This window comes from Pseudonocardia sp. HH130629-09 (assembly GCF_001294645.1).
In the GTDB taxonomy this organism is placed as follows: Bacteria; Actinomycetota; Actinomycetes; order Mycobacteriales; family Pseudonocardiaceae; genus Pseudonocardia.
The window spans coordinates 5,334,443-5,358,554 of the sequence record NZ_CP011868.1; the positions used below are offsets into that span (position 1 = coordinate 5,334,443).

General features: G+C 75.4%; 21 protein-coding genes. 7 read left to right on the forward strand and 14 right to left on the reverse strand.

Features of this window, described 5'->3' with window-relative positions; all coding sequences use genetic code 11:
• Nucleotides 1-2 precede the first annotated feature (2 nt).
• Nucleotides 3-455 carry an RrF2 family transcriptional regulator gene (locus XF36_RS24835; RefSeq protein ID WP_060713826.1) on the forward strand — a complete coding sequence of 151 codons (453 nt, stop codon included), beginning with the start codon at nt 3-5 and terminating at the stop codon, nt 453-455.
• Here XF36_RS24835 and XF36_RS24840 read toward each other — a convergent pair.
• The 8 genes from XF36_RS24840 to XF36_RS24875 all read right to left on the reverse strand — a co-directional run bounded on the left by XF36_RS24840 (nt 433) and on the right by XF36_RS24875 (nt 7,915).
• Nucleotides 433-1,278 (reverse strand): alpha/beta fold hydrolase, encoded by an 846-nt coding sequence (locus tag XF36_RS24840; RefSeq protein ID WP_202968444.1) that lies wholly within the window; start codon nt 1,276-1,278, stop codon nt 433-435. The two genes, XF36_RS24835 and XF36_RS24840, sit on opposite strands and share 23 nt — an antisense overlap.
• Nucleotides 1,265-1,882 carry an energy-coupling factor transporter transmembrane component T family protein gene (locus XF36_RS24845; protein ID WP_060713827.1) on the reverse strand — a complete coding sequence of 206 codons (618 nt, stop codon included), beginning with the start codon at nt 1,880-1,882 and terminating at the stop codon, nt 1,265-1,267. The genes XF36_RS24840 and XF36_RS24845 overlap by 14 nt, the downstream gene beginning before the upstream one ends.
• A complete protein-coding gene (locus XF36_RS24850) occupies nt 1,879-2,556 on the reverse strand; it encodes an energy-coupling factor ABC transporter ATP-binding protein (protein ID WP_060713828.1) in 678 nt (225 codons plus the stop codon). The genes XF36_RS24845 and XF36_RS24850 overlap by 4 nt, the downstream gene beginning before the upstream one ends.
• The gene (locus tag XF36_RS24855) at nt 2,553-3,692 is read right to left on the reverse strand and encodes a thiolase family protein (RefSeq protein WP_060713829.1); all 1,140 of its coding nucleotides are present in this window, start codon (nt 3,690-3,692) and stop codon (nt 2,553-2,555) included. The genes XF36_RS24850 and XF36_RS24855 overlap by 4 nt, the downstream gene beginning before the upstream one ends.
• Complete coding sequence (locus XF36_RS24860) at nt 3,689-5,017, reverse strand: AMP-binding enzyme (protein WP_238589010.1); 1,329 nt, start codon at nt 5,015-5,017, stop codon at nt 3,689-3,691. Before XF36_RS24860 ends, XF36_RS24855 begins: the two co-directional genes overlap by 4 nt.
• Nucleotides 5,014-5,592: a biotin transporter BioY gene (locus tag XF36_RS24865; protein WP_060713830.1), complete on the reverse strand. Its 579-nt coding sequence runs from the start codon at nt 5,590-5,592 to the stop codon at nt 5,014-5,016. Before XF36_RS24865 ends, XF36_RS24860 begins: the two co-directional genes overlap by 4 nt.
• Before the next feature lie 68 nt (nt 5,593-5,660).
• Nucleotides 5,661-7,184 carry a bifunctional UDP-2,4-diacetamido-2,4,6-trideoxy-beta-L-altropyranose hydrolase/GNAT family N-acetyltransferase gene (locus tag XF36_RS24870; protein WP_060713831.1) on the reverse strand — a complete coding sequence of 508 codons (1,524 nt, stop codon included), beginning with the start codon at nt 7,182-7,184 and terminating at the stop codon, nt 5,661-5,663.
• A 5-nt stretch (nt 7,185-7,189) separates the two neighbouring features.
• Nucleotides 7,190-7,915, reverse strand: a complete 726-nt coding sequence (locus tag XF36_RS24875; protein WP_238589011.1) for a cytidylyltransferase domain-containing protein — start codon at nt 7,913-7,915, stop codon at nt 7,190-7,192.
• A gap of 78 nt (nt 7,916-7,993) precedes the next feature.
• On the opposite strand from XF36_RS24875, the gene pseB reads away from it, so the two are divergent.
• From pseB to XF36_RS24890, 3 genes are read left to right on the forward strand one after another with little or no spacing between them, the layout of a single operon-like run.
• On the forward strand, nt 7,994-8,977 hold the full coding sequence (gene pseB, locus XF36_RS24880; protein ID WP_060714961.1) for a UDP-N-acetylglucosamine 4,6-dehydratase (inverting): 984 nt from the start codon (nt 7,994-7,996) through the stop codon (nt 8,975-8,977).
• A 13-nt stretch (nt 8,978-8,990) separates the two neighbouring features.
• Nucleotides 8,991-10,121 (forward strand): DegT/DnrJ/EryC1/StrS family aminotransferase, encoded by a 1,131-nt coding sequence (locus XF36_RS24885; RefSeq protein WP_060713832.1) that lies wholly within the window; start codon nt 8,991-8,993, stop codon nt 10,119-10,121.
• A 7-nt stretch (nt 10,122-10,128) separates the two neighbouring features.
• Nucleotides 10,129-11,538, forward strand: a complete 1,410-nt coding sequence (locus XF36_RS24890; protein WP_060713833.1) for a lipopolysaccharide biosynthesis protein — start codon at nt 10,129-10,131, stop codon at nt 11,536-11,538.
• A gap of 64 nt (nt 11,539-11,602) precedes the next feature.
• Here XF36_RS24890 and XF36_RS24895 read toward each other — a convergent pair whose 3' ends face one another.
• Nucleotides 11,603-12,670, reverse strand: coding sequence for a hypothetical protein (locus XF36_RS24895; RefSeq protein WP_060713834.1), 1,068 nt, complete (start codon nt 12,668-12,670; stop codon nt 11,603-11,605).
• A gap of 71 nt (nt 12,671-12,741) precedes the next feature.
• Here XF36_RS24895 and XF36_RS24900 point away from each other — a divergent pair, with 71 nt between their 5' ends.
• Nucleotides 12,742-13,629 carry a glycosyltransferase family 2 protein gene (locus XF36_RS24900; protein ID WP_060713835.1) on the forward strand — a complete coding sequence of 296 codons (888 nt, stop codon included), beginning with the start codon at nt 12,742-12,744 and terminating at the stop codon, nt 13,627-13,629.
• On the opposite strand, the gene XF36_RS24905 is transcribed toward XF36_RS24900, so the two are convergent.
• Nucleotides 13,622-15,229, reverse strand: coding sequence for a hypothetical protein (locus tag XF36_RS24905; RefSeq protein ID WP_060713836.1), 1,608 nt, complete (start codon nt 15,227-15,229; stop codon nt 13,622-13,624). The two genes, XF36_RS24900 and XF36_RS24905, sit on opposite strands and share 8 nt — an antisense overlap.
• Nucleotides 15,230-15,284: 55 nt before the next feature.
• Here XF36_RS24905 and XF36_RS24910 point away from each other — a divergent pair, with 55 nt between their 5' ends.
• Nucleotides 15,285-15,683 carry a VOC family protein gene (locus XF36_RS24910; RefSeq protein ID WP_060713837.1) on the forward strand — a complete coding sequence of 133 codons (399 nt, stop codon included), beginning with the start codon at nt 15,285-15,287 and terminating at the stop codon, nt 15,681-15,683.
• A gap of 4 nt (nt 15,684-15,687) precedes the next feature.
• Here the strand turns inward: XF36_RS24910 and XF36_RS24915 are convergent, their stop codons facing one another.
• From XF36_RS24915 to XF36_RS24930, 4 genes are all read right to left on the reverse strand, one after another.
• A complete protein-coding gene (locus XF36_RS24915; protein ID WP_060713838.1) occupies nt 15,688-17,529 on the reverse strand; it encodes an arabinofuranosyltransferase in 1,842 nt (613 codons plus the stop codon).
• A 2-nt stretch (nt 17,530-17,531) separates the two neighbouring features.
• A complete protein-coding gene (locus tag XF36_RS32755) occupies nt 17,532-18,299 on the reverse strand; it encodes a class I SAM-dependent methyltransferase (protein ID WP_060713839.1) in 768 nt (255 codons plus the stop codon).
• Nucleotides 18,300-18,326: 27 nt separating this feature from the next.
• Complete coding sequence (locus XF36_RS24925) at nt 18,327-20,543, reverse strand: DUF6541 family protein (RefSeq protein ID WP_060713840.1); 2,217 nt, start codon at nt 20,541-20,543, stop codon at nt 18,327-18,329.
• A gap of 134 nt (nt 20,544-20,677) precedes the next feature.
• Entirely contained in the window at nt 20,678-22,762 is a 2,085-nt protein-coding gene (locus XF36_RS24930) for a DUF6541 family protein (protein WP_060713841.1), read from the reverse strand.
• A gap of 109 nt (nt 22,763-22,871) precedes the next feature.
• Between XF36_RS24930 and glf the strand changes: the two genes are divergently transcribed.
• On the forward strand, nt 22,872-24,101 hold the full coding sequence (gene glf, locus XF36_RS24935) for a UDP-galactopyranose mutase (RefSeq protein WP_060713842.1): 1,230 nt from the start codon (nt 22,872-22,874) through the stop codon (nt 24,099-24,101).
• Nucleotides 24,102-24,112: the final 11 nt, after the last annotated feature.

The following is a 24,112-nucleotide window of genomic DNA, read 5'->3' on the forward strand; positions in this document are numbered from 1 at the left end:
TCGTGCTGGACATCCGGTTCTCCCGTGCCCTGCAGGCGATGCTCTACCTCGCCGTGGCCGCGGAGGACGACGGGTCGACGGTCAGCTCCGGGCGGCTCGCCGAGGCCCTCGGGACGAACTCGAGCCTCGTGCGCAGGCTGCTCGTGCCGCTCGGGGCCGCGGGTCTGGTCGAGTCGACGAAGGGGCGCAGCGGTGGTGCCCGGCTGGCCCGGCCGGCCGGGGAGATCACCCTCGCCGAGATCCACCGCTGCGCGGTCGGGGAGAAGCCGATCTGGGCGTGCAGCCCGGAGACCGAGCACGTCTGCCCGGTCACGCCGCACGCCGCTGCGTACTTCGCCGGGCTGACCGCGGACGTGGAGCAGGCGGTGCAGGCGTCGCTGGAGGGGCGGACGCTGGCCGACGCGCTGCGCGAGATGCGCGGCCTGGCGAGCGCTAGCCGTCCAGGAAGTCCCTGACCAGGGCGTTCACCTCGTCCGGGGACTCCCGGTTCGACCAGTGGCCCCGCCCGGGCAGCAGTACGAACCGGGCGCCGGGCACGGCCTCGGCGGCCGCGCGCGTGGTCGCCACGGGGACGCCGGCGTCCCGGTCGCCCTGCACGAACAGCGCGGGGCAGCGGATCTCCGAGAGCCGGGGGCGCAGGTCGACCTGCATCCGGCGGAACCCGATCGAGCCGTTCTGCCAGTCCGAGCTGCCCGCGTTCCCGGACCGGGCCTCGGCGAGGACGGCGTCGACGATCTCGTCCAGGTCGGGCACGCGGCCGGCGTCGCCGAACAGGGCGCGGCGGGCGAACGCGGTGACCGCGGCCCGGCTGCGGAAGGCCAGGTTCGGCAGGGTCCGCGACAGCAGGGGCACCCGCGCGGTCAGCCACAGCAGCTGGTGCAGCCCGGGCGGGAAGCTCAGCGTCCCGGCCGGGGCCAGCGCGACGACCCGTTCCACCCGGTCGGGGTGCTCGATCGCGGTCGCCAGTGCGAGGGCGCCGCCCTGGGACAGCCCGACGACGGCGGCCCGCTCGATGCCGAGGTCGTCCAGCACGTCGACGACCGTGCGCAGCAGCACCTCGTGGGTCGCCCTGCCGTGCCACGGCCGGCTGCGCCCCTGCTTCGGCCAGTCGGGGGCGACGACGCGGGGATCAGGTGGCGCCAGCTGAGCAGCGCGTTGTCCAGGCCGGCGCCGGAGAGCAGCAGCACCGGCGGGCCGGCGTCGTCGGCGAGGTGGACGTGCAGGTCGCCCTCGGGACGGGGGATCACGTGGTCGCGCAGGTCGGTCATCGGTCGTCATCCTCGTCGCCCCACCCGCGTGCGGCCAGTGCCTCCCCGAGTGCGTCGGCGTGCCGCAGCGTGCGCACCAGGAAGGGCACCGCGAACGCCGCCGGCGACCGGTCCGCCCCCCGTGCCTTCGCCGCGGCCCGGACCTGCCCCGCGATGCCGGACAGGGTTCCTATCGACTGCACTGTCAGTCCGACGAGAAGGCCGAGGCGCTCGGGTGCGAGACCGAACCGGCGCAGCGGGCCGAGTCCGCGTTCCACCGCGCTGACCAGGTCGTCCACCCGGGTGGTGAGGGTGAACAGGGTCGCCGCGCCCATCGCGGCGAGCAGCCGGAGCACGATCACCAGCGTCCGCTCCGGACCGAGCAGCCACCACTGGACCACGCCGAGCAGCACGGCCAGCAGCACCAGCGTGCGCAGCACCGGCCGGACCCGGTGCCACGGGATCCGGGCCACCACGTAGCCGGCGGCGACGGCCAGGCACAGCCCGCCGAGCACCCGCGGATCCTCGGTGAGCACCGCCCCGATCGCGAGGGCCAGCACCACCAGCAGCGACGGCCCGGCGGGCGCCCGGTGCAGCAGGCTGTCACCGGGCGCGTAGAGCCCCAGCGGGGTCACGACCCGCAGAGCCTGCGGTAGTACGCGACGGCCGGTCCGGGCTCGTCGTCGGCGACGACCCGCCCGCCGTCGAGGACGACGACGCGGTCGAAGTCGTCGAGCAGGTCCAGGTCGTGCGTGGCGAGCAGGACCTGCTGGCGCAGCCCGGCGAGCCGCTCGGCGAAGGCGCGCTTGTTGCGCAGGTCGAGCAGGGTGGTCGGCTCGTCGCAGACCAGCACGTCCGGGTCGAGGACCAGCACCGCGGCCAGCGCGAGCAGCTGTTTCTGCCCACCGGAGAGCTGGTGCGCGGGGTGCTCCACGTGCTCGCCCAGGCCGAACCCGGTGAGGGTCTCCGCGGCGAGCCGGGCCCGCTCGGCGCGGTCGCGCACGGTGCGGCGCAGCGAGAACGCGACGTCCTCGCCCGCGGTCGGCATGACGATCTGGGAGTCCGGGTCGGAGAAGACGAACCCGACCCGGCGGCGGACGGCCGCGCCCTCGCGGGCCGGGTCGCGGCCGTCGACGCGCACGGTGCCCGAGGTCGGTGCGACGAGCCCGTTCACGGTCCGGGCCAGTGTGGACTTGCCGGAGCCGTTCGCCCCGACCAGCGCGACCCGGGGCTCGGCGAGGGCGAGGGTGACGCCGTCGAGGACGGTGCGCTCGCCGTAGCGGTGCCCGACGTCGGTGAACTCGATCACCGGACCACCCGCCAGCTCGTCGCGACGCCGAGGCCGCCGCCGGAGGACAGCGCGGCGATCCCGGTCTCACCGCGGCCCTGCACGACGAGCCGGTGGAACAGCCGCACGACCAGCACCGCGCCCGAGGCACCCCATGGGTGACCGAGCGCGATCGCGCCGCCGTCCGGTCCGGCCAGGTGCTCGTCGATCCCGGCCGCGTCGAGGCAGGCCAGCGCCTGCCCGGCGAACGCCTCGGTGAACTCGACGGCGTCCGGTGTCGTCGGCCGGTCACGCAGCGCGGCGAGCGCGGGAACGGCGCCGAGGCCGAGGTCGGCCGGAGGGCAGCCGCGGGTCGCGGCCGAGACCAGCGCGAGGCCGGGCACACCCAGCTCCCGGCGTCGCCACTCCGGCACCAGCGCGACGGCGGCGGCCCCGTCGTTCACCCCGCAGGAGTTCGCGGCGGTGTGGACGCCGTCGGGGGTGAACGCGGGGCGGAACCGGGCGAGACGGTCGGCGGTGAAGCGGTCGCGGGGCCGCTCGTCGGCGGTGAGGGGCCCGCCGACACCGTCGACCGGGACGAGCTCGTCGTCGAAGCGGCCGGCCCGCTGCGCGTCGACGGCGCGGGCGTGGCTGCGGGCGGCGAACGCGTCGAGACGGGTGCGGGACAGTCCCGCCCGGGCCGCCACGTCGTCCGCGGCCGGGCCCATGTCCGGGTCCGGGTCACCGGCCGGGGCGAACGGTGCGCGGGTGTAGACGGTGCCGTCGGCCCACGTCCGGGTGGGCGCGGTCGACGGGGACTCGGCACCGCCTGCCAGGTAGCCGGTGCCGTCGCCGGCACGGATCCCCGCGGCCGCGGTGAGGATCGCGGCCAGCCCGCTCGCGCACTGCCGGTCCACGGTCATGCCGGGCACCTCGTCGCCGAGCCCGGCGGCGAGCGCCGCGACCCGGGCCGGGTTGCCCCCGGGGCCGAAGACGTTGCCGAGCAGCACGTCGTCGACCGGGCCGCCGAGGGCCCCGGCCAGTGCGGCGAGCACGGGTGCGGCGAGCGCGTCGACGGTCACCGCACGCAGCGCGCCACCCGCGGTGCCGATCGGGGTGCGTCGCGCGGCGACGACGACCGGGGCGTCGGCCGTGGTGGCGCTGCCGGGGACGGTCACTCCGGGCCTCCGAGCGGGACCGCATCGAGGGTCCCGTCGCGCAGCGCGGCGTCGACGGCGGCGCGGGCGGGCTTGCCCGAGCCCAGCCGCGGGAGCGCCCGGGTGACCAGCCACCGGCGCGGCCGCTTCGCCGGGGACAGCCCGGCCCGCGCCGCGGCGCGCAGCGCCCGCCGGTCCGGGACATCGTCACCGGCCTCGACGACCGCGGTGACCACCATCCCCAGCGACGCGTGCGGGGTCCCGGCGACGACGACGTCACCGACGCCCGGCACGCCGCGCAGGACCTGCTCGACCTCCTCCGCGGCCACCAGCGTGCCGCCGGAGGAGATGGTGGTGGCGGCGCGGCCGAGGACGGTCAGGCCGCCGTCGGCGGTGAGCTCGGCGCGGTCTCCGACGGTCGTCGGACCGGGGCCGGCCGGCACCAGCTCGCCGCGGGTGAACCGGCCGCGCACCGACTGCGGGCTGTCCACCCACAGCCCGTCGTCGCGCACCGTGAGGTGCACGTTCTCGACCGGGCGCAGCGGGCCGTCGTCGCGGCGGGTGGCGATCAGCGAGTGCTCGGCCGAGCCGTAGTACTCGAGCAGCGTGGTGCCGGGCAGCAGCCGCGCGCACCGCTCCCGTATCCCGGGCGCGACGTGCGCACCGCCGCACACCACGACCTGCGGTGCCGGGCCGCCCGGGCGGCGCTCGCGCTCGTCGAGCAGCGCGGAGAGCTGGGCGGGGACGAGATGGACCGAGCCGCCGTCGGGTAGATCGGTCGGGTCGAGCCGGCCGCGGGTGACCAGGCCCAGCCCGTGGTGCAGGGCGTGCAGGGCCCCGAACAGATACAGCGTCGACGACGGCGGCCCCGGCACGAGGACCGGTCCGGGCAGCGCACCGAGGATGTCGAACCCGATCCGCCAGGAACGCCGGTCGCGGGCCAGCACGGAGGGGGAACCGGTGCTGCCCGAGGTCGTCGGGAGCAGGAACAGGCCGGGTGTGCGTGGTCCGCCGTCGGCGGTCGCGGCCCGCCCGTCGGTGCCGACGACGTGGTGCGGCGCGGCGTCGGAGAGCACCGCGTCGCGTTCGCGGCCAGTCCAGCCGGCGTCGGCGAGCAGCGACGCCGCGCCCAGCCGGTCCGCGGCGAGCAGGTAGGGCAGCACCGCCCAGCGGGCCCGGGTGGGGGTGTCGAGCACGACGCGCTGCCCGCTCCGCACCCCGAGCCGGGACAGCCGTTCCCCGGCCGCTCCGACGGCGTCGGCCAGCCCCCGGGGCAGCCAGGGTGCCGGGACGACGGGCGCCGTGTCGTCGTCGGCGTCCGGGGCGTCGATGCCGGCCCCGCTCACCGGACCCGGGACTCGGACGCAGGGCGGACCGGCAGCAGGTCCGGAAGGGCCCGGTGCACAAGCGACGCGATCAGCGCGGCCAGCACCACCTTGATCAGGTCACCGGGCACGAAGACGAGGGACTGCACGATCCCGCCGGTGACGTCGCCGATGTAGACGCCCAGCCACGGCATGCCGATCACGTAGTCGGCGAGCAGCCCCGCCAGGCAGGCGAGCAGCAGCACGGGCAGCGACCGCGACCGGAACCGTTGCACGATCAGGCCCGCGACCACCGCGGACAGCAGCCAGCCGACGAGGAAGCCGCCGCTGGGGCCGAAGAACGCGGCGCCGTTGCGGCCGCCGGACAGCAGCGGCAGCCCGACCGCGGTGAGCACCAGCAGCAGCGCGACCGATGCCGTGCCGAGCCGCCACCCGAGGATGACGCCGGCCAGGATCGGGCCGACGTTCTGCAGGACGATCGGCACCCCGGCCACTCCGGCGAAGCCGGGGAACAGCCCGAGGACGGCGATGAACGCGGCGAACACGACCACGCGGGCGAGATCGGCCGCGGGGAGCGCGGGACGGGATCCGGACACGCGCGAAGGGTAGGTCACGTCGGCGTGCCGGAGGTGCGTCGTGCGGGTTGCGTCACGGCGCCGAGCGCTCACAGCACGCGATGGAGTGTCCGGAATCCGTCGGCGTCGGGGGTGCCGGGCTCGCCGTAGCCCGCGCGGGCGAACAGCCGGGCCGAGGCGTCGTTGCCGGTGTGCACGACGGCGGTCACCGGGGTCCCGGCGCCGGTCCGGGCCCGCAGCGCGTCCTCCCCGGCCCGCAGCATGGGCAGGGCCAGCCCCTCGCCACGGCGCTCCGGGGCGACGGTGATCGAGACCTCCCAGCCGCTCCCGTCCCGGTCCCAGCGGACGGTGCCGATCGTCCCCCGGGCGTCGGCGACGACCAGGAGCAGCCGGTCGTCGCGGTCCAGCGAGCCGGCGAGCCAGCGGCGGTGGGTGGCGAGGTCGACCGCGTCGTGGCTGCGTGACCAGCGACGGGTGTCGGGGTCGTTGCGCCAGGCCAGGAGCAGCTCGGCGTCGCCGGGACCGGCGGGGCGGGCCCGGACCACCCGGGCGAGGACCCGGCCCTCGGCGGCGACGCGTGCCTCCCGGCCACCGGACGTCCCCACCGCGGCGGCCACGGCGTCGACGACCCGGCCGGCGCCCTCGCCGTCGACGACGGTCGCGGCCCGGTCGGCGAGCGCGGCGCGGTCGTGCGGGCTGGTCAGCAGGGCGTGCAGCACGGCCGCGGTGGCGGCCGGGTCGGCGAGGTCCGCGGTCCCGCCCAGCCCGGCGGCGGCCCCGGCGTCGACGACGGTCCGGTAGCCCTCGGTCTGGTTGTCCGCGGCCCGGACCAGCGCCATCGGGACACCCACGCAGCACAGCTCCCACACCGTCGTCCCGGCCGCGCTGACGACGAGGTCGGCCTCGGCCATCGCGGCGGGCAGGTCGGGCAGCGGCGGCACCGCCCGGAACGTGGCCGGCCCGTCGGCGGGCAGGTCGAGGGGCCGCCCACCGGGGACGACGACGTCGACCTCGGCGGCGACGTCCGCGGCGGCGAGGGCGGCGACCGCCCGGGGCAGCAGCCCGGCGGCGTCGGTCCCGCCCATGACGACCAGCACGCGGGGCGGCCCGGTGCCGGGGGCGTCGGCGGCCCGCAGGGCCCGCCGGGTGCGGGCACGGCGGACGGTCAGCCGCAGCGGGGCGTAGCCGGGGCCGCGGAGCAGGACGGGGGAGCCGTCGTCGGGGCGGGGGTGGTCCTCGGCTCCCATGTTCGGGTCGACCACCACGTCACCGGGACGCCGGCCGGTCGCGAAGTCCTCCACGGTGGACAGCACGACCCCGGCGTCGTTCAGGGCCGGGCGCAGGTCGTCGCCGAGCAGGTAGTGGTCGACGTGCACGGCGTCGATCCGGTGCTCACGGGCCAGCGCTGCGAGCCCGCCGGCGGTGTCGGCCGGGGGCAGGACGGGGCCGGGCTCCCGGACCAGCCCGGACCACAGCCAGCCCAGCCCGTCGAGCCGGCCCGACCAGAACACCTCGTGCCCGGACAGCAGCGCCGCCTCGGCGACCGCGGCACACCGCACCGCGTGCCCCACCCCCGTCGACGGTCCGGCGTCGCAGCGCAGCAGCAGACGCATCCCGCTCACCCCTCGGCGAGGGACTTCTGACGGACGTGCGCGTTGCGCTCCACCAGGTCCGGCCGCGACCGCAGCACGTCGACGACCGCCCGCCACCCGGTGCGCCCGTCCAGGGCCTCGACCAGCCCGGTCAGGGCGTGCAGGTCGTCGACGGTGTCCAGGGTGACGCGCAGGTCGTCGGCGGCCGGGGCGACGACGAGCCCGAGGCAGCGGAACCGATCCGGGTCTCCGTAGAGGCCGGAGGTCACGTGGATCCGGTCGTACCCGGTCGCGGTGCCGGCCAGCGCGCGCAGCGCGTCGACGCGGGCGAGTTCGACGTCCAGGCCGCGCGGCAGGGTGCGTACCAGGGTGGTGGCGACGTAGTCCTGCTCCGGCGCGGACCGCCAGGTCGCGGCGACCAGCGACACCAGCGCCGGGTCGAGCAGCGGGCAGTCCGCCGTCAGGCGCACCACGGCGTCGCAGGGGTGCTCGTCGACGGCCTGCACGAAGCGGGCCAGCACGTCGTCCTCGGAGCCGCGCACCACCGGGACGCCGATCGTCGCGGCGCGCTCGGCCACGGCGTCGTCCCCCGGGGCGGTCGAGGTCGCGACCACGACCCGGTCGACGCCGGAGGCGGCTCGGGCGGCCGTGACCACCCGGTCGAGCACCGGTGTGCCTCCGAGATCGGTGAGCACCTTGCCCGGGAGCCGCGTCGACCCCGTCCGCGCCTGGATGACCGCGTTGACCCGCACCCGTACCTGCTTCGATTCGTCCGATCGATCGCGTGCCATCATGCCGGGCGGACGAGATTCCGCAGATCTGGAGGCGTGATGTCGGTACTCAAGGGCTCGTCGGTCCTGGTCACGGGCGGGACGGGGTCCTTCGGGAAGGCCTTCGTCCGCACCCTGCTCGACCGTTACGAGCCGCGCCGGCTGGTGATCCTCTCGCGCGACGAGCTCAAGCAGTACGAGTGCCGGTCGCTGTTCGACAACGACCCGCGGCTGCGCTGGTTCCTCGGTGACGTCCGGGACCAGCCGCGACTGCGCCGCGCGATGCACGGCGTCGACCACGTCGTGCACGCCGCCGCGCTCAAGCAGGTGGACACGGCCGAGTACAACCCGTTCGAGTTCATCCGGACCAACGTCGAGGGCTCGCAGAACGTCGTCGAGGCCGCGATCGACGCCGGGGTGAAGAAGGTCGTCGCGCTGTCCACGGACAAGGCGTCGAGCCCGATCAACCTCTACGGCGCCACCAAGCTGTGCGCCGACCGGCTGTTCGTGAGCGCGAACCACTACGCCGCCGCCTACGAGACCCGGTTCGCCGTGGTCCGCTACGGCAACGTGCTGGGCAGCCGCGGGTCGGTCGTCCCGCTGTTCAAGAAGCTCGCCGCCGACGGCCAGTCGCTGCCGATCACCGACAAGCGGATGACCCGGTTCTGGATCACCCTGCCGGACGCGGTGCAGTTCGTCATCGACTCCTTCGACGCGATGCAGGGCGGGGAGTTGTACGTGCCGCGCATCCCGTCGATGCGGATGACCGACCTCGCCGAGGCCATCGCCCCCGGCGCCGCGACCCACGAGATCGGGATCCGGCCGGGGGAGAAGCTGCACGAGGAGATGATCGCCGCGGACGACTCGCGGCGGACCCTCAAGCTGGCCGACCGCTACGTCGTGGAGCCCTACATCGCGGGCTGGGGCTACACCTCCCCGGCCGACGGTGAGCCGGTCCCGGACGGGCAGGCCTACCGGTCGGACACCAACGACCTGTGGCTCTCGCCCGAGCAGCTGCGCGCGATGGTCGAGGCGCTCGACTGATGGGCGGCGCCTGATGCTCCCCTACGGCCGGCAGTCGATCTCGTCGGAGGACGTCGAGGCGGTCACGGCGGTCCTGGGGACCGACTGGTTGACCACCGGCCCGGCCGTGACCCGGTTCGAGGACGACCTCGCGGCCGTCTGCGGGAACCCGGCGGTGGCCGTGACCAGCGGGACCGCGGCGCTGCACGTCGCCTACGCCGCGGCCGGGGTCGGCCCGGGCCAGGACGTGGTGGTCGCCCCGCTGACCTTCGTCGCGACGGCGAGCGCCGCGGCACTGCTCGGCGCGGACGTCGTGTTCGCCGACGTCAGCCCGGACACCGGGAACCTCGACCCGGACGCGGCGAAGGCCGCGCTGACACCGAACACGACCGTCGTGGCCGGGGTCGACTACGCGGGCCACCCGATCGACGCGGGACCGCTGCGGTCGCTGGCACACGACGTCGGCGCCCTGCTGCTGGAGGACGCCGCGCACTCCGTGGGCGGCACCTGGCACGGCCGCCCGGTCGGCGACCTGGCCGACCTGACCACGCTGAGCTTCTTCCCGACCAAGAACCTCACCACCGCCGAGGGCGGCGCGGTCGTGTCCCCGCGCCCGGACCTCGTCGCGGGCGCCCGGTCGTTCCGCAACCACGGCCTCGTCCGCGACAAGGACGCGCAGCGCTTCCCCGACGAGGGGCCGTGGCACCAGGAGGTGCACGCGTTCGGGCTGAACTACCGGCTACCCGACCTGCTCGCCGCGCTCGGGTCCTCCCAGCTCACCCGGCTGGCGGCGTTCACCGCGCGGCGCAGGGAGATCCACGCCCGCTACGACGCCGCGCTCGCCGACGTGCCCGAGGTCCGCACCCCGGTCCGCCGCGACGGCGCCGATCCCGCCTGGCACCTCTACCCGCTGCGCGTGCTCGACGGCCGCCGCCGCGCGCTGTTCGAGCACCTGCGCGAGCACGGCATCGGGGTGCAGGTCAACTACATCCCCGCCTACTGGCACCCGGTGTTCGCCGACCTCGGCTATCGCCGCGGCCTGTGCCCGAACGCCGAGGAGTACTACTCCCAGCAGATCTCGCTGCCGCTGTTCCCCGATCTCGCCGACGCCGACGTCGACCGGATCGCGGGCCTGGTGCGGGAGTTCTTCGGGCACTCGGCGTGAGCGCGGGGTGAGCGCCGTGGACGCCAGCCGGGAGGTGCTCGGGCGCGGCTCGCTCTACACGCTGGGCAGCGTCGCCCCGATCCTGGCGAACGTCGTCGTCACCCCGTTCGTGACCCGGCTGCTGGGCGACGCCGAGTACGGCGTCGTCGCCGTCGGGCTGATCCTCGTGCAGGTCGGCGCCATGGTCGTCGGGTTCGGCCTGGCGTCGTCGATCACCCGGCACGGGATCCTGGAGAGCTCGGGCACCGACGGCGCGCGGGCGCTGGTGCTGCAGGGCAGCGCCCTGTCGCTGGCGGTGGTCGTGCTCGCGGTGCTGGCCGGCCCGTGGTGGAGCCTGCCGGTGCTGTCGGTGCCGTGGCGCGCCGGGCTGGTGTTCGCCGGGCTCGCCGCCGCCGGCTTCGTGGTGGTGCTCAACGCCCAGGCGTTCCTGCGGGTGCAGGACCGGCCGGTGCCGTTCGTCGTCATGTCCGGAGTGGCGACGCTCGGCGGACCGCTCGCCGGGCTCGCGCTCGTCGCGTGGCGGGCGAGCGACGCCGACGACTACCTGTTCGGCCTGCTGCTCGGCTACCTGGCGGCCGCGGTGATCGGGCTCGCGCTGGCCCTGCGCGGTGGCCGCCCGCGTACTGCGCGGGGCGACTTCGGCCGGGCGCTGCGGATCGGGCTGCCCGCCGTCCCGCACCTGGTTGCGCTGCTGCTCGTGCAGAACGCGCTCGTCCTGATCGTCAGCCGGTACTTCGGGGTCGCCGACGGCGGACGCATGCAGATCGCGCTGCTCCTCGGCTCCGCCCCCGCCATGATCGTCTCCGCGCTGAACAACGCCTGGGCGCCGGTCATCTACCGGACCGCCCCCGATGCCCGCGGCGCCGCGCTGGAACGCACCGCCCGCGACGTCGGCGTCGTCACCGCCGCACTGGCAGGCGGGGTCGCGCTGCTCGCCCCGTTCCTGCTGCGGATCCTCGCCCCGGCCTCGTTCGCCCCCGAACAGCTGGTGCCGGTCACCGCGGTCGCGACGCTCGGCGCCGTGGTCAGCGTCGTCTACCTGGCCAACGTGCACCTGGTGTTCGCGTCCGGCCGCAGCGGCGGGCTCGCCCTCGCGAGCCCGGTCAGCCTGGTGCTCGGGGTGGTCGCGGCGGTGCTGCTCGCCCGGACCGGGTCGCTGACCGCGGTCGCCGCCGGGTTCCCACTCATCTATCTGGCCCTGGCGGCCGGGACGTCGCTGCTGCGCCGCCGGGTGTCGCCGACCCGCTGGCGGGAGGCGGTGCTGGCAGGGCCGCTGGCCGCCGGCGTCGTCGTGTGCGGGGCCGGGGTGCTGCTGCCGTCCGAGGGCGTGCTGTGGCTGTCGGTGCGGTTCGTGCTGGCTGCGCTGCTCGGGGTGGCGCTGCTGGTGCTGGTGCGCCGGATCTTCCGACCGTCATGATCGCCGGGAGTGGAGCGCGGGGTGCAGTCGACTGCGTCCGCCGCTCCACTTCCGCCGATCATGGTCAGGCGTCGACGGGCTCCTCGGTCGTGACCGGAGTGGGCAGACCGCGCGGCAGCGGCTTCGGCAGCGCGGCCAGCGGGTGGCGCAGCCACAGCAGCGGGTTCGAGCTGCCCGCCGACATGGCCTGCGTGCTGGCCGCGGAGCGCTTCGTCAGCCCGAGCACCATCGCGGCCTTCGCCAGCGGCGACGCCGCGTAGTACTGCAGGCCGGGCCCGACGCTCGGTGCGCGGCCCCAGCCGAGCGCGGTGCGCAGCGCGGCGGGGTCGAGCAGGTGCTCGGCGCCGAGCTCGCGGCGGGCGAGCGCGGTCGCGGCCTCGTCGGCCTCCGTGGCGCCCACCTCGGGGCGGGCCCCGTCGGCGGGGTCGGCCGTGTGGAACTCCGGCCAGGTCGCGCGCAGCTCGTCCACCGCCGACGACGACTGCGCCCCGAACGTCAACGGGTCACCCCACACCGCGGCCGGGGTGCCGACGGCGGCCGCGTACAGCACGGCCGTCGACAGCCGGTTCGACGAGACCCGGCTCGCGTTCCCGACCAGGTGCATGATCCGCAGCAGGAAGTGCGGGTCGTCGCGCCGCCCGGCGGTGACGAGTGTGTGCCCGGCGTCGCGCCAGGCCGTGGTGATCTCGGGGTCGGTCATGTCCTCGTGGTGCAGGCACACCGTCGAGGGGCCGTCGACCTTCGCGACCTGGCGGGCGAGGTCGGTGTGCGCGCCGGTCACGCGGACCAGCCGGGTGCCGTGGAACGGGACGAACACCGGCCCGAGCCGGTCCGACGGCGTCCACCCTTGCGCGCGCAGCAGCGCCTCCAGGTAGAGCACCGGGGCGCCGACCGGGGTGGTCGTGCGGTCCTCGTCGGTGGGGGACCAGCCGCGGCAGCCGTGCGACCACACCAGCAGGCGTCGCTGCCGGGGGTCGGTGCCGACCTTCGGGAAGTCCGCGAAGTGCGCGGCGACGGGCGAGACCGCCGTCCAGCCGTGCTGCAGGAGACCGGCGATGTGCCGGGGCCGGGACAGTCCGGCGTAGGCGGCGAGGACGGCCGAGTGGCCGTAGTAGTGGTTCTGGATGTCCATCGCCGTGCTCCGGGTCGTCGCTGGTGAGGCCGGGTGATCCTAGCCAGGCGGCCGCTCGCTACCGTCGGTGCGTGCCGGTCGACGTGATGCTGCCCTTCTACGGCGACCCGGAGCTGCTGCGTCGCGCGGTCCGCAGCGTGCAGGAGCAGCGCCGCACCGACTGGCGGCTCACCGTCGTCGACGACGGCTACCCCGACGACACGATCGGCCCCTGGTTCGCGGGCCTGGGCGACGACCGGATCCGGTACCGCCGCAACCCCGAGCGGCTCGGCGCACAGCCGAACAACCGGCGCTGCATCGACGCGGTCGAGCGGCCGTACTTCGTGATGATGGGCGCCGACGACCTGATGGAGCCCGACTACCTCGACACCGTCCTCGCGCTGCACGAGCGCTGGCCCGACACCGCGGTGGTGCAGCCGGGCGTCGCCGTGATGGACGCCGACGACCGTCCGGTCCGCCCGCTCGCCGACCGGGTCAAGGCGCTGCTCGCGCCGTCCGGATCGGGCCCGCGCCCGGTCGGCGGCGAGGACCTGCTGGTGAGCCTGCTGCGGGGGAACTGGCTCTACAACCCGTCGCTGTGCTGGCGGACCGATGCGGTGCGGCGGGTCACGATGCCGGAGTCCGCGGACGTGTTCGACCTGGCGCTGCCGGTCGCGGTGATCGCCGACGGCGGCACGATCGTCGTCGACGACCACGTCTGCTTCCACTACCGGCGCCACCGCTCCAGCGACTCGGGGTCGGGCGCCCTCGCCGGGATCCGGTTCGCCGAGGAGCGCCGCTACTTCGCGGCCGAGGCGGACCGGATGGACGCCCGGGGGCTGCCCCGGGCCGCTCGCGCCGCCCGCGCTCACGTGTCGTCGCGGCTCAACGCCGCCGTCCAGCTGCCCGGGGCGGTGCTGCGCCGCGACGCCGCCGCGCTGCGCGCCCTCGGCGGGCACGTGCTGGGGCGCCTCAGCTGAGCCCGAGGATGCGCTCCAACCAGCGGGAGTAGCCGGGGTCGAGACGGGCGTCGGTGACCGCGCGGCCCTCGGCGAGGCGCCGGTCCAGCGCCGCCCGGACCTGCGGGGCGACCTCCGGCTTCGCGAACACGAGCTGGAAGTACGTCGGGCGCATCTGCGCGACGCCGACGAGCTCGCGGCCGGCGAGGACCCGCGGCAGGTCGGTCCGCCACGAGCCCGGCGGCGGCACCGGTGACCCGCTGGTCACCACCACGACCTGCGGGTCGTCGGCCAGCAGTACGTCGGTGGGGTTCGCGCCGTGCGCGATCCGCTCGTCGTTCAGGCCGATGTAGTCCGTGGTCCGCCAGCCGGAGAAGTACGGCATGGCTCCGGCGTCGGTCACCGCGAGGGTCCGCTCGCCCTCCGGGAGGTCGGTGTCGGCGAGCGCTAGCCCGACCGCGATGTGGGCGCGGCGCAGGTCGTCGCCGTAGTTGACCAGGGTCCGCGCGTCCGGGGCGAGGAGGCCCGCCGCCGCCGTCCAGACGACCCCGACCGCGGCGGCACCGGCCGCGACCCGCCGCACCTCGACGCCGTCGAGCGCCCACGCCGCGGCCAGGCACAGCATCGGGAAGCCGTGCCAGGCGAACCGGGACAGGTAGTCCATGGCGGGCGCCGACAGCGCCGGAATGATCCACAGCGCGGTGCAGCTCGCCAGCACCAGCGCGGCCGGGGCGGCTGTGCGCGGCCGCAGCAGTGCGGCGACGGCGAGCGCCAGCAGCGGCAGCAGGGTGGCCGCCGTCGTCTGGATCCAGCGGCCGTCGGTGGCGGCCTCCACCCTGACCTTCACGTAGAACGTGTTCGGCAGCAGGTGCCCGAAGTACGCCCGGCGCGCGGCCAGGTAGATCCCGCCGGCCACCGCGGCCCCCGCGGTCGCGACCCACACGGACCGGTCGGTGCGCCGCACCCACAGGAGCACCGCCAGAGCGGGCAGCACGCCGAGCACGCCGTCCGGGCGCAGCGTCCCCGCGAGCAGCAGCAGGGCCGGGATCTCCCAACTCCGCGCCGCCGCGTCCCGGTCGCGCAGCAGCCGGGCCGCGAGGACCGTCGCGCGCAGCACGACCAGCGCGAACGGGGCGGTCTCCAGGCCCGAGTCGACGTGCACCCAGGTCGGCAGGAACAACACGAACGACCCGGCCGCGAGCCCCGCACCCGAGCGGGTCCGGGGCTCGGTGACGAGCACCCACACGATCGCCGCCGCACAGGCCGCGGCGGTCAGCTTCGACACCACCGGCAGCGGCACCCCGAGCCACACCCACGGCGCGTGCCACACCATCCAGGTGAAGTTCGTGAACCCCTCCACCGGGTCCTGCCCGGGGTTCCAGGTCGGGCCGGAACCGTGTGCGAGGTTCGCGCTGTACCGGTAGGTGATATAGGCGTCGTCGACGGTCACCGACCAGCACGCCCACACCCCGACCGCGAGCGCGACGAGCGCGGCGGCCAGCAGCACCGGCCGGTCGGTCGCCCACCGGCCGGCGCGCGCGAGCGGGTCGCGGTGGCGCCGGCTCGGACGCCCGTCGTTCGTGGGGTCCGCGGTGTCGCGGTCGTCGGTCGCGGGCGACATGCGCGGGATTCTCGCGCACCGATGAGTGCGCGCCCGCGCCGCGGTCCTACCGGGCATGAGCACACCCACACAGCGCCCCACCACCCTGAACGACATCGGCGTCGTCATGTTCACCGTCGCCGACCAGGACGCCGCCCTGGACTTCTACACCCGCCTGCTCGGGTTCGAGGTCCGCGGCGACACCCGGTTCGGCGAGAACGACGAGTACCGCTGGCTCGAGGTCGCCCCGCCCGGCTCGACCGCCCGGCTCGCGCTCAACCCGCCGATGTACGACGAACCCGGCGGCAGCGCGATCGGCGTCGAGGCCCCCGACCTGGCCGCCGAGCACGCCCGGCTGACCGAGCTCGGCGTCGCCGATCTGGAGCCGCTGCCCACCGCCGACACCCCCGGCGTCCCGCGGCTGTTCATGCTCCGCGACCCGGACGGCAACGTGATCACCGTCGTCGAGGTGTGAGCCGTCAGGGCACCGGAGGCACCCCGGCCCGCACCAGCACCGCGTACGGGCCGACGTCGCGGCGCTGCCAGGCCGGATCGTCGAACAGCTGCGGCGCGAACACCGCGGGCTCGGCGCCCTGGCGCGGGTCGGGGAACCGGTCCTGCGCCAGCGGCAGCCGCAGCGTCCCGTCGCCGGCCCGGTCCAGCACGAACACCGACGGTGCCCGTACGGGAGCGCGGTTCAGCGCGGCGAGCAGCCCTGCCGGGTCGGCCGCGGCCGCCCAGCGGCGGACCTCGTCGGTGCGGGCCGGGTGGTCCGCGAGCGGGTTCGCGTACTGCGGCTGCGACGCCTGGAACGCGAAGTACGGCGCGTAGCTGTGCAGGGTCGCGTTCGCGCTCGCGACGACGACCTCCCGCGGCGGGCGGCCGGTCAGGCCGTCGATCGTGGTGCGCAGCTCCCCGAGCCAGGCGTTCGCGTCCGCCGGGTCCCGTGAGCCGTCGGGCCGCGTCCCGTCGGGGCGGTAGTCCTGCGCGGTCCCGGTCCAGGCGTAGTCCGCCGGGACGGACTGCACCTGCCCGACGACGACCGCCGCGGCCAGCGCCGTCGCCACGGCCGCGCAGGTCCCGGCACGGACGCCCCGGTCGCGCAGGACGCCGGCCAGTGAGACGACCGCCCACACCGCCCCGCAGGCCAGCGCCGCGGTGAGGATCGGCTGGATGCGGAACGCCAGCAGCGTGCTCCCGAACGCCAGCGCCGCCGTCGACAGCAGGTACCAGACGTAGCCGCAGGCCGCGGTGACCCCCAGGGCACGCGCGACCGGGTCGGTGCGGAACCGCGCCACGACCCACACCGTGCCTAGCAGGCACAGCGCTCCGACCGGGGTCGCCTCCAGCATCGGCAGCGGCCAGCGCGAGCCCGCCTCGGCGAGGAAGTGCTGACCCGCGCTGTAGGTGGGCTGCCCGGCTGAGGCCAGCAGATACGGGAGCCAGTGCACCAGGGTCAGCGGCAGCGCTGCGGCGACGACCACCACGACGGTCACCGCGAGCGTCGCCGGCCGGGCGCGGCGGGTGACCAGCCCGTCGGCGGCCAGCACCGTCAGCACGAACCCGGCGAACACCAGGATCTGGGTGTGGGTGACCGCGGCCAGCCCGAGGACGAGCCCGGCGAGCAGCGCCGTCCGGATCCAGGCGCCGCTCCGGCGCACCAGACGCAGCCCGAGCACGGCCAGCGGCGGGACGAGCGCCGCGGTCAGCCACGAGTACGGCGAGTACGCGGCCAGCGTCACGAACCCGGCCAGGGTGGTGGCGACGGCGGCCCCGACCGCCCGCGGCCGGGACGTCACCAGTGCCCACAACGCGTAGGTCAGCACGGAGGTGGCCGCCAACGTCGCGATCGAGTACGGCTTGTGGAACGCCCAGGCGTCGACGCCCAGCAGCGCCGCCGCCCGCCCCCCGAGCCAGAACCACGCGGCCGGGTAGTACGGCGGCATGTCCGCGTAGGCGAAGTCCGCGAGCCGCGCCGAGTCCGCGAACCGGGTCAGGAACGCGACCCGGAACTGCTGGTCGCCGCCGACCCCGAACAGGTAGTGCGGGGTGTTCGCCAGGAGCAGTGTCAGCGGCACCGCGGGCAGTGCCGCCAGCCCCACCCACGCCAGCGGCGCGGCGACCAGCGGGGACCGGGCCCACGCCGCGGCCGCGAGCACCGCCGCGACGAGCGCCCCGCCGGTCGCGGTGAGCGCCAGGCCCACGTTCGACCCGGCCGGGACGGTGATCCGGTCGGCGACCAGCAGCCCGACGGCCACCACCCCGACGGCGACGACCGGGCCGACGACCAGGTCGGCCGCGGCGAGGAGCCGTCGCGCCACGGTCAGTGCTGCTTCTTCTTCACGGCGACGACGAGGAACGCCTTCGAGATCGCCCACAGCGGCGGGAACCGGCGCAGCGCCGCCACCCCGAGCGAGTACAGCCGGGATCCGCCGCCCTCGGCGAGGCTCACGTCGCCGGGCACGGTGAACCGCGCGTCGAGATCGGTTCGCTGCGCGAGCAGCCGGCGCATCCGCAGGTAGCTCGGGGCGTAGCTGGCGTCGGTGTAGTCGCTGCCGCGCCCCGACCAGCGCAGGTAGCGGGTCGCCAGCGGCAGCGGGAGCCACGCGAGGAACGGCAGCGAGTAGTGCGCCTCGATCGGCCACCACCGGTTCGGCACCAGGATGTAGGCGACGCCGCCGGGCCGCAGGCAGGACGCGATCCGCTCCAACGCGTCGGGCTGGTCGTCGAGGTGCTCCAGGACGTTGTCGAGCACGGCCACGTCGAAGGCCCCGGCGTCGTCGCCGTGGCCGAAGTCGCCGATGCCCTGGACACGGAACGTGAAGTTCTCGCGGCCGCCCTCGGCGGCCAGCCGGGTCGCCTCGGCGGCCAGAGCACCGTTCGGCTCGATGCCGACGACCTCCCGGCACAGGCCCGCGAGCTCGAGTGCGGTGTAGCCGTACCCGCAGCCGAGATCGACCACCCGTGCGTCACGGAACGGCACGTCGAGAGCGGGTTCGGTGGTGATCGCGATCTGCTTCGCGAAGCCGGTCGCGAGCCTGCGGCGCTCGACCATCCGCAGGGAGCGTTCGTACTCGGGGAGTTCGGTCACGTGGGCTCCGTCGAGGGCGTCGGGGGGTCACCCACCGTACGGGGACGGGGACGGGGCGTCGGGACCGGGCGGGGCGAACGCCTGGGCCTGCGGGGTGGCCGGCGCGCCCGGTGTGCAGGCCGTCAGCCGCCAGAGTTCCTGGCCCCCGCCCGTCGCGACGAGCTCGAACCCGGGCACCGGTGCGATGTCGTGCAGACCCGGGTACCAGCGGGCGCCGCCGTGGTTCGGCCAGAACGTGATCGGCCCCGTCAACAGCCAGTCGACGCCCAGGTCGGCGGCCGCCGTGCAGACGGCCGGGTCGGTCCCGACGTCGCGGAACCGCGTCGCCAGCAGCGTCTGCTCCGGGGTCCAGTTGCCGATGAGGTGCGGGAACAGGACCCGGCGGCCGGTCAGCGGGAACAGCAGTGCGTCGCCGGTGAACGGGTCCGCGGCCACGACGTCGTCGGGGCCGACGATCCGGCCGACCTCGTCGAGGAACTCGCGCTGCCCCGGTTCGAGGAGCGGGTCGGTCGGCTGCCGGTACGGCCCGGCCAGGACGTCGGCGTGCGTCGCCACCGACATCCCGCCGGTCGTGGCGACGACGACCGCGAGCAGCGCCGCCGCGAGCGCGGGGGCGACCACCCGGCGCCGCGCCAGGGCCGCGGTGCGCGGGATCCGCAGCAGCACGTGGCGCAGGACCGACGCGAGGGCGCACAGCCCGACCACGGCCAGCACGGCCCCGGTGACGGGCACCATCGCCGCCAGCCGGTAGGAGTCGTTGTACCAGGCACCGGTGAGAGCGGCGGAGGTCTTCCCGTCGTCGGCCGCGGCCAGCACGTAGAGCGAGCCGGAGGCGAGGTGCGCGGGTACCAGCCACGAGGTCGCGACGCGCCGCAGCGCGGTCACCGCGCCGACGACGACCAGCACCGACAGCACGACGAGCTCGGGACGGCCGTTGGGGGAGTTGAACAGCACCTGCCCGATCGCCGTCGGCACGTCGGTGAACGCGGGCCAGTCGAAGCTGCGGACCCCGGCGGTCAGCGGCGAGGCCGTCATGAACCACAGGACGGCGGCGACGATCCCGGCGACGCCGACCGCGGCCAGCACCGGCTGCCAGAACCGGCGGGTGAGCAGCCGTCGCCGGGCGAGCACGCCGATGCCCCACAGCACCGGGAACAGGCCGAGCACCGCGAGGCTGAACAACGCGTTCGGGTGGGCGAGACCGAGCGCGGGGAGTGTCAGGACCAGGGTGAATGCCGCCCGGCCTGCGCCGATCACGCTGCGCTCGGCCACCCCGACGACGGCCAGCAGCAGCGTCAGGTACCCGGGCAGCAGCGCCACCCCGAGCAGGTTCGGCCACAGCACCCCGAACGACATGAGCGCCCATGGCAGCGCGGTGAACCCGGTCGCGAGCACCGGCGCGGCCAGCGCGGCACCGGCCGACGGGCCCATGACCTGACGGGTCAGCGCCGCCACGGACAGCGGGAACACCACCCCCGCCACGACCCAGGCCGTCAGGTTGGTCGCGACCGGGACCCCGCTGCCGGACAGCATCGCGACCAGCGACACCAGGTCGTGCCAGCCCGCCGGGTACAGCGCCACCGCCGACGACGGGTTCGTCAGCGACCCCAGCGTCAGCGACGACGCGTCGCCGGACTGCAGGATGTGGGCGACGGCGTTGTAGTGGAAGACGCCGTCGTAGGTCGAGGACAGGCCGTCCACCGGGCCGAAGCCGAGCACCACCGTCCACCACGCCAGCCCGGCCGCGAGGACGACGCCCGCCGCGGCGGCGATCCCCGCCCGGCGGCCGTCGGTGCCGGCCCGCTGGGCCGAGGTCCGCCACACCTGGGGCATCGCGGCCGTCATCGGTTCGGGGCGCTTGGCGAACTGGCCCCTCGGGGTGCGGACGCGGTCCAGCGCGGCCCGGAGCCGCCGTCCCGGGGCCCACGACCGCAGCGCCGTCCGCCAGCCCCGGTGCAGCGCGCTGCCGGGCGGCCGCCGGGCGACGAAGGCCCTGAACAGCCCGCCGAGCAGTGCGAGCACGACCGCGACGCCCAGCGGCACCCACGGCCCCCAGCGCACCCCGGCGAGGGTGCCCAGCACGGCCGTGGACGAGATCACCGCGGTCGACACGACCGGTGCGAGACCCCACGCCGTGACGCCCCGGACCCCGCACGCCCGCAGCACGAGCAGACCGGGCCCGACCACCCAGAACACCGCGATGAGCGCGGTGGGTAGCGCGGACAGCCAGGTGGGTCCGGCCATCGAGGTCGCGGCTCCTCTCCCGGCGCCGGTCCCGGAGCCGTCGACGACCCACCGGACCCGATTCCCGGCGCTGGCCGGTCTCGGAGACTACCGGCGGCCGTGCGGCCCCGCCGGTCCCGTGCCCGACCGGGTGGTCACGAACCGACGGCCCGACCGGCGTCGCAGGCGGTGATGCGCCAGAGCGCGTTGTCGCCGTCGCGGGCGAGCAGCTCGAACCCGTCGGCGTCGGTGAGGTCGTCGAGGCCGGGCCACTGCAGCGCCAGCGGGTCCGGCTGCCAGAACGTCGGCGGTGCCGTGATCACGTACCCGGTCCCGGTCTCGGCGACGGCCGCGCACACCGCGGGGTCGTTCGACGCGTCGCGCAGCCGCTCGGCGATGACCTGCTGGTCCGGCGACCACACCCCGGTCAGGTGCGGGAACAGCACCTGCCGGTCGGTGAGCGGCCACAGCATCGCGGTACCGGCCCACGGGTTCTGCGCCACCACCGCGTCCGAGGGCAGCAGCTCGCCCGCCTCGCGCAGGAACCGCGCCTGCTCCGGGCCGACCAGCACCTCCTCCGGCGTCTGGTAGATCGCGGCGAGCGAGTCGACGTGCGAGCGCTGGTAGAGCCCACCCGAGGTGACGACGACCGCGATCACCCCGATCGCGACGAGCACCGCGGCCCGCGGCCGGGGCAGCCCGGCGACGGCGGGTGCGGCCCGGGTGAGGCGGTCGCGTACCAGGCAGGCGAGGCTGCGGGCCAGCGAGCACAGCGCGACCAGGCCGAGCGCGGCGAGCGGGGCCGCGGTGACCGGGACGAGCGCGGCGATCCGGGGCGAGTCGTTGTACCAGACCCCGGTCCACACCGAGGACCACGTGGTGGCGCCGATGACGTAGAGCGTGCAGACCATCAGGTGCGCCGGGACCAGCCAGGACGTCCGGGCCCGGCGTAGCGCCCACACCGCGCCGGCCACTGTGAGCACCGCGATCGACCAGGCCGGGGCGTTGTCCTCGGGGCTGTGCAGCACCGCGTTCCACACGGCGTCGGTGACCGAGAACTCCGGTTCCCAGTAGTAGCCGCGGATCCCGTCCAGGGCGGGGGAGGCGAACATGAACCAGCCGACGCCGCCGAGCGCGGCGAGTACGACCGGCACCGCCGTGACCGCGCGCACGGTGGGCCACGTGCCGCCGCGCAGCCCGCGGCGCACCGCGCCCACGAGTCCCCACAGGATCGGCGGCACCGCGACGACCACCGCGCCGAACAACGCGTTCGGGTGCGCGAACCCCAGCGCGACGACGGCGGCCACCGCCGGGAACCAGCGCGCCACCCGTCCCGGGGGGAGCGGCCCCGGCCGGGCGGGGGACACCGGGTCCGGCCCGAGCCCCGGACGCGCGGCGAGCGCCGTCGCCGCCAGCGCGGCCGGGACCAGGGAGACGCCGAGCAGGTTCGGCCACAGCGCGCCGTAGGTGACCAGCGTCCACGGGAACGCGACGAAGCCGAGTGCCAGCACCGGGGCGGCGAGCGCAGCACCGGCCGAGCGCCCGACGAGCGTCCGCACGAGGAACAGCACCGACAGCGGCCAGACCAGCAGCGTGGTGACCAGGGCGACCACGTTCGACGCGACGACGATCTCGCCGGGGCCGGGGGCCAGCGGCGCCACCAGCGAGACGACGTCGTGCCAGGCCGCGGGGTAGAAGCCGGGGGAGTTGACCAGGCCGCCGACGGTGAGCGACGAGGCGTCGTGCGTCCCGAGAATCCGGGCGACGGCGTTGTAGTGGAAGTTCGCGTCGAACGTCTGCGACAGCGCGTCGGGCCGGGCCATCCCGCGGACGGCCGCGCTGAACCCCAGCGCGCCGGCGGTCACCAGCCCGGTCAGTGCCGCGAGCCCGGTCCAGCGCCGGTCGGGTCCGCCGCGGAGCGGCGTCCGGAGCGACTCCTGGGCAGCGGCCCTCACCACGGTGGGTCGCGGCAGCAGCGGGAGGCCGATCACCAGCCGTCGCACACCCACCACGAGCAGCGCGAACGCCGCCGCCGCGATGGCCGGGGCGGCCCCGCTCCAGGGCACGCCCAGCAAGCTCGCGCCGACCGCGGAACCGGCGATCACGCCGACCGACAGCATCGGGGCGGCGCCCCAGGCGGCGATGCCGCGCAGACCGGCGGCGAGGCCGACCACCAGACCCGGGAGCGTGACCCAGGCGGCGGCCAGCACCACCAGGGGGACGGCGGACGACCAGCTCACGCCATCTTCTCCTCGGGCCACGACGGTGCCGGATACGTCCGCTTCTCCGACCTGCCTGCGAGGGTACCGAAGCCGCCGGGTGCCCCGGATCACGCCTGCCCTACCCTCGATGGCCGTGAGCGTCGACAGTGCCGACCTGAACGGTTACGACCTGAGCAGCTACGACCTGATCGTCGTCGGGTCCGGGTTCTTCGGACTCACGGTGGCCGAGCGGGTCGCCGAGGGCCTCGGCAAGCGCGTCCTGGTCCTGGAGCGCCGGAACCACATCGGCGGCAACGCCTACTCCGAGGCCGAGCCGGAGACCGGCATCGAGATCCACCGGTACGGCGCGCACCTGTTCCACACCTCGAACGAGCGCGTGTGGGCCTACGTCAACCGGTTCACGAGCTTCACGAACTACCAGCACCGCGTGTTCGCCCGGGCCGGCGAGCAGGTCTACGCGTTCCCGATGAACCTCGCGCTGATCAACCAGTTCTTCGGGAAGGCACACACCCCCGACGAAGCGCGCGCGCTGATCGCCGAGCAGTCCGCCGAGGTGGACGCCGCGAACGTGACGAACCTGGAGGAGAAGGCGATCTCATTGATCGGGCGCCCGCTCTACGAGGCGTTCATCAAGGGGTACAACGCCAAGCAGTGGCAGACGGACCCCAAGAACCTGGATGCCTCGATCATCACCCGGCTCCCGGTCCGCTACACCTACGACAACCGCTACTTCAACGACACCCACGAGGGGCTGCCGACCGACGGCTACGCGGCGTGGCTGGAGCGGATGGCGGCGCACGACAACATCGACGTCGTCCTCGACACCGACTTCTTCGCGGTGCGCGAGCAGCTGCCCGCCGACGTCCCGGTCGTCTACACCGGCCCGCTGGACCGCTACTTCGACCACGCCGAGGGCGAGCTCGGCTGGCGCACCCTGGACTTCGAGATGTCGGTCGAGCCGACCGGCGACTTCCAGGGCACCTCGGTGATCAACTACAACGACGCCGACGTCCCCTTCACCCGCATCCTCGAGTTCCGGCACATGCACCCGGAGCGGGACTACTACCCGAAGGACAAGACGGTGATCGTGCGCGAGTACTCGCGCTTCGCCGAGTCCGGGGACGAGCCGTACTACCCGATCAACACCCCGGAGAACCGGGCGAAGCTGGAGCGCTACCGCGAGCTGGCGCGCAAGGAGACCGCGAACCGGAACGTGCTGTTCGGCGGGCGGCTCGGGACCTACAAGTACCTCGACATGCACATGGCCATCGGGTCGGCGCTGACGATGTACGAGAACCGGCTCGTCCCGCACTTCACCGAGGGGCGCCCGCTGGCGGGCACCGACTCCGAGGACTGATCGCCCGGCCG

Coding starts and splice junctions, on each gene's coding strand:
- XF36_RS24840 (WP_202968444.1), bottom strand. CDS start 1,278: ATGACGACCGATGACCGACCTGCGCGACCACGTGATCCCCCGTCCCGA.
- XF36_RS24870 (WP_060713831.1), bottom strand. CDS start 7,184: ATGCGTCTGCTGCTGCGCTGCGACGCCGGACCGTCGACGGGGGTGGGG.
- pseB (WP_060714961.1), top strand. CDS start 7,994: ATGTCGGTACTCAAGGGCTCGTCGGTCCTGGTCACGGGCGGGACGGGG.
- XF36_RS24885 (WP_060713832.1), top strand. CDS start 8,991: ATGCTCCCCTACGGCCGGCAGTCGATCTCGTCGGAGGACGTCGAGGCG.
- XF36_RS24895 (WP_060713834.1), bottom strand. CDS start 12,670: ATGGACATCCAGAACCACTACTACGGCCACTCGGCCGTCCTCGCCGCC.
- XF36_RS24905 (WP_060713836.1), bottom strand. CDS start 15,229: ATGTCGCCCGCGACCGACGACCGCGACACCGCGGACCCCACGAACGAC.
- XF36_RS24910 (WP_060713837.1), top strand. CDS start 15,285: ATGAGCACACCCACACAGCGCCCCACCACCCTGAACGACATCGGCGTC.
- XF36_RS24925 (WP_060713840.1), bottom strand. CDS start 20,543: ATGGCCGGACCCACCTGGCTGTCCGCGCTACCCACCGCGCTCATCGCG.
- glf (WP_060713842.1), top strand. CDS start 22,872: ATGGCCGTGAGCGTCGACAGTGCCGACCTGAACGGTTACGACCTGAGC.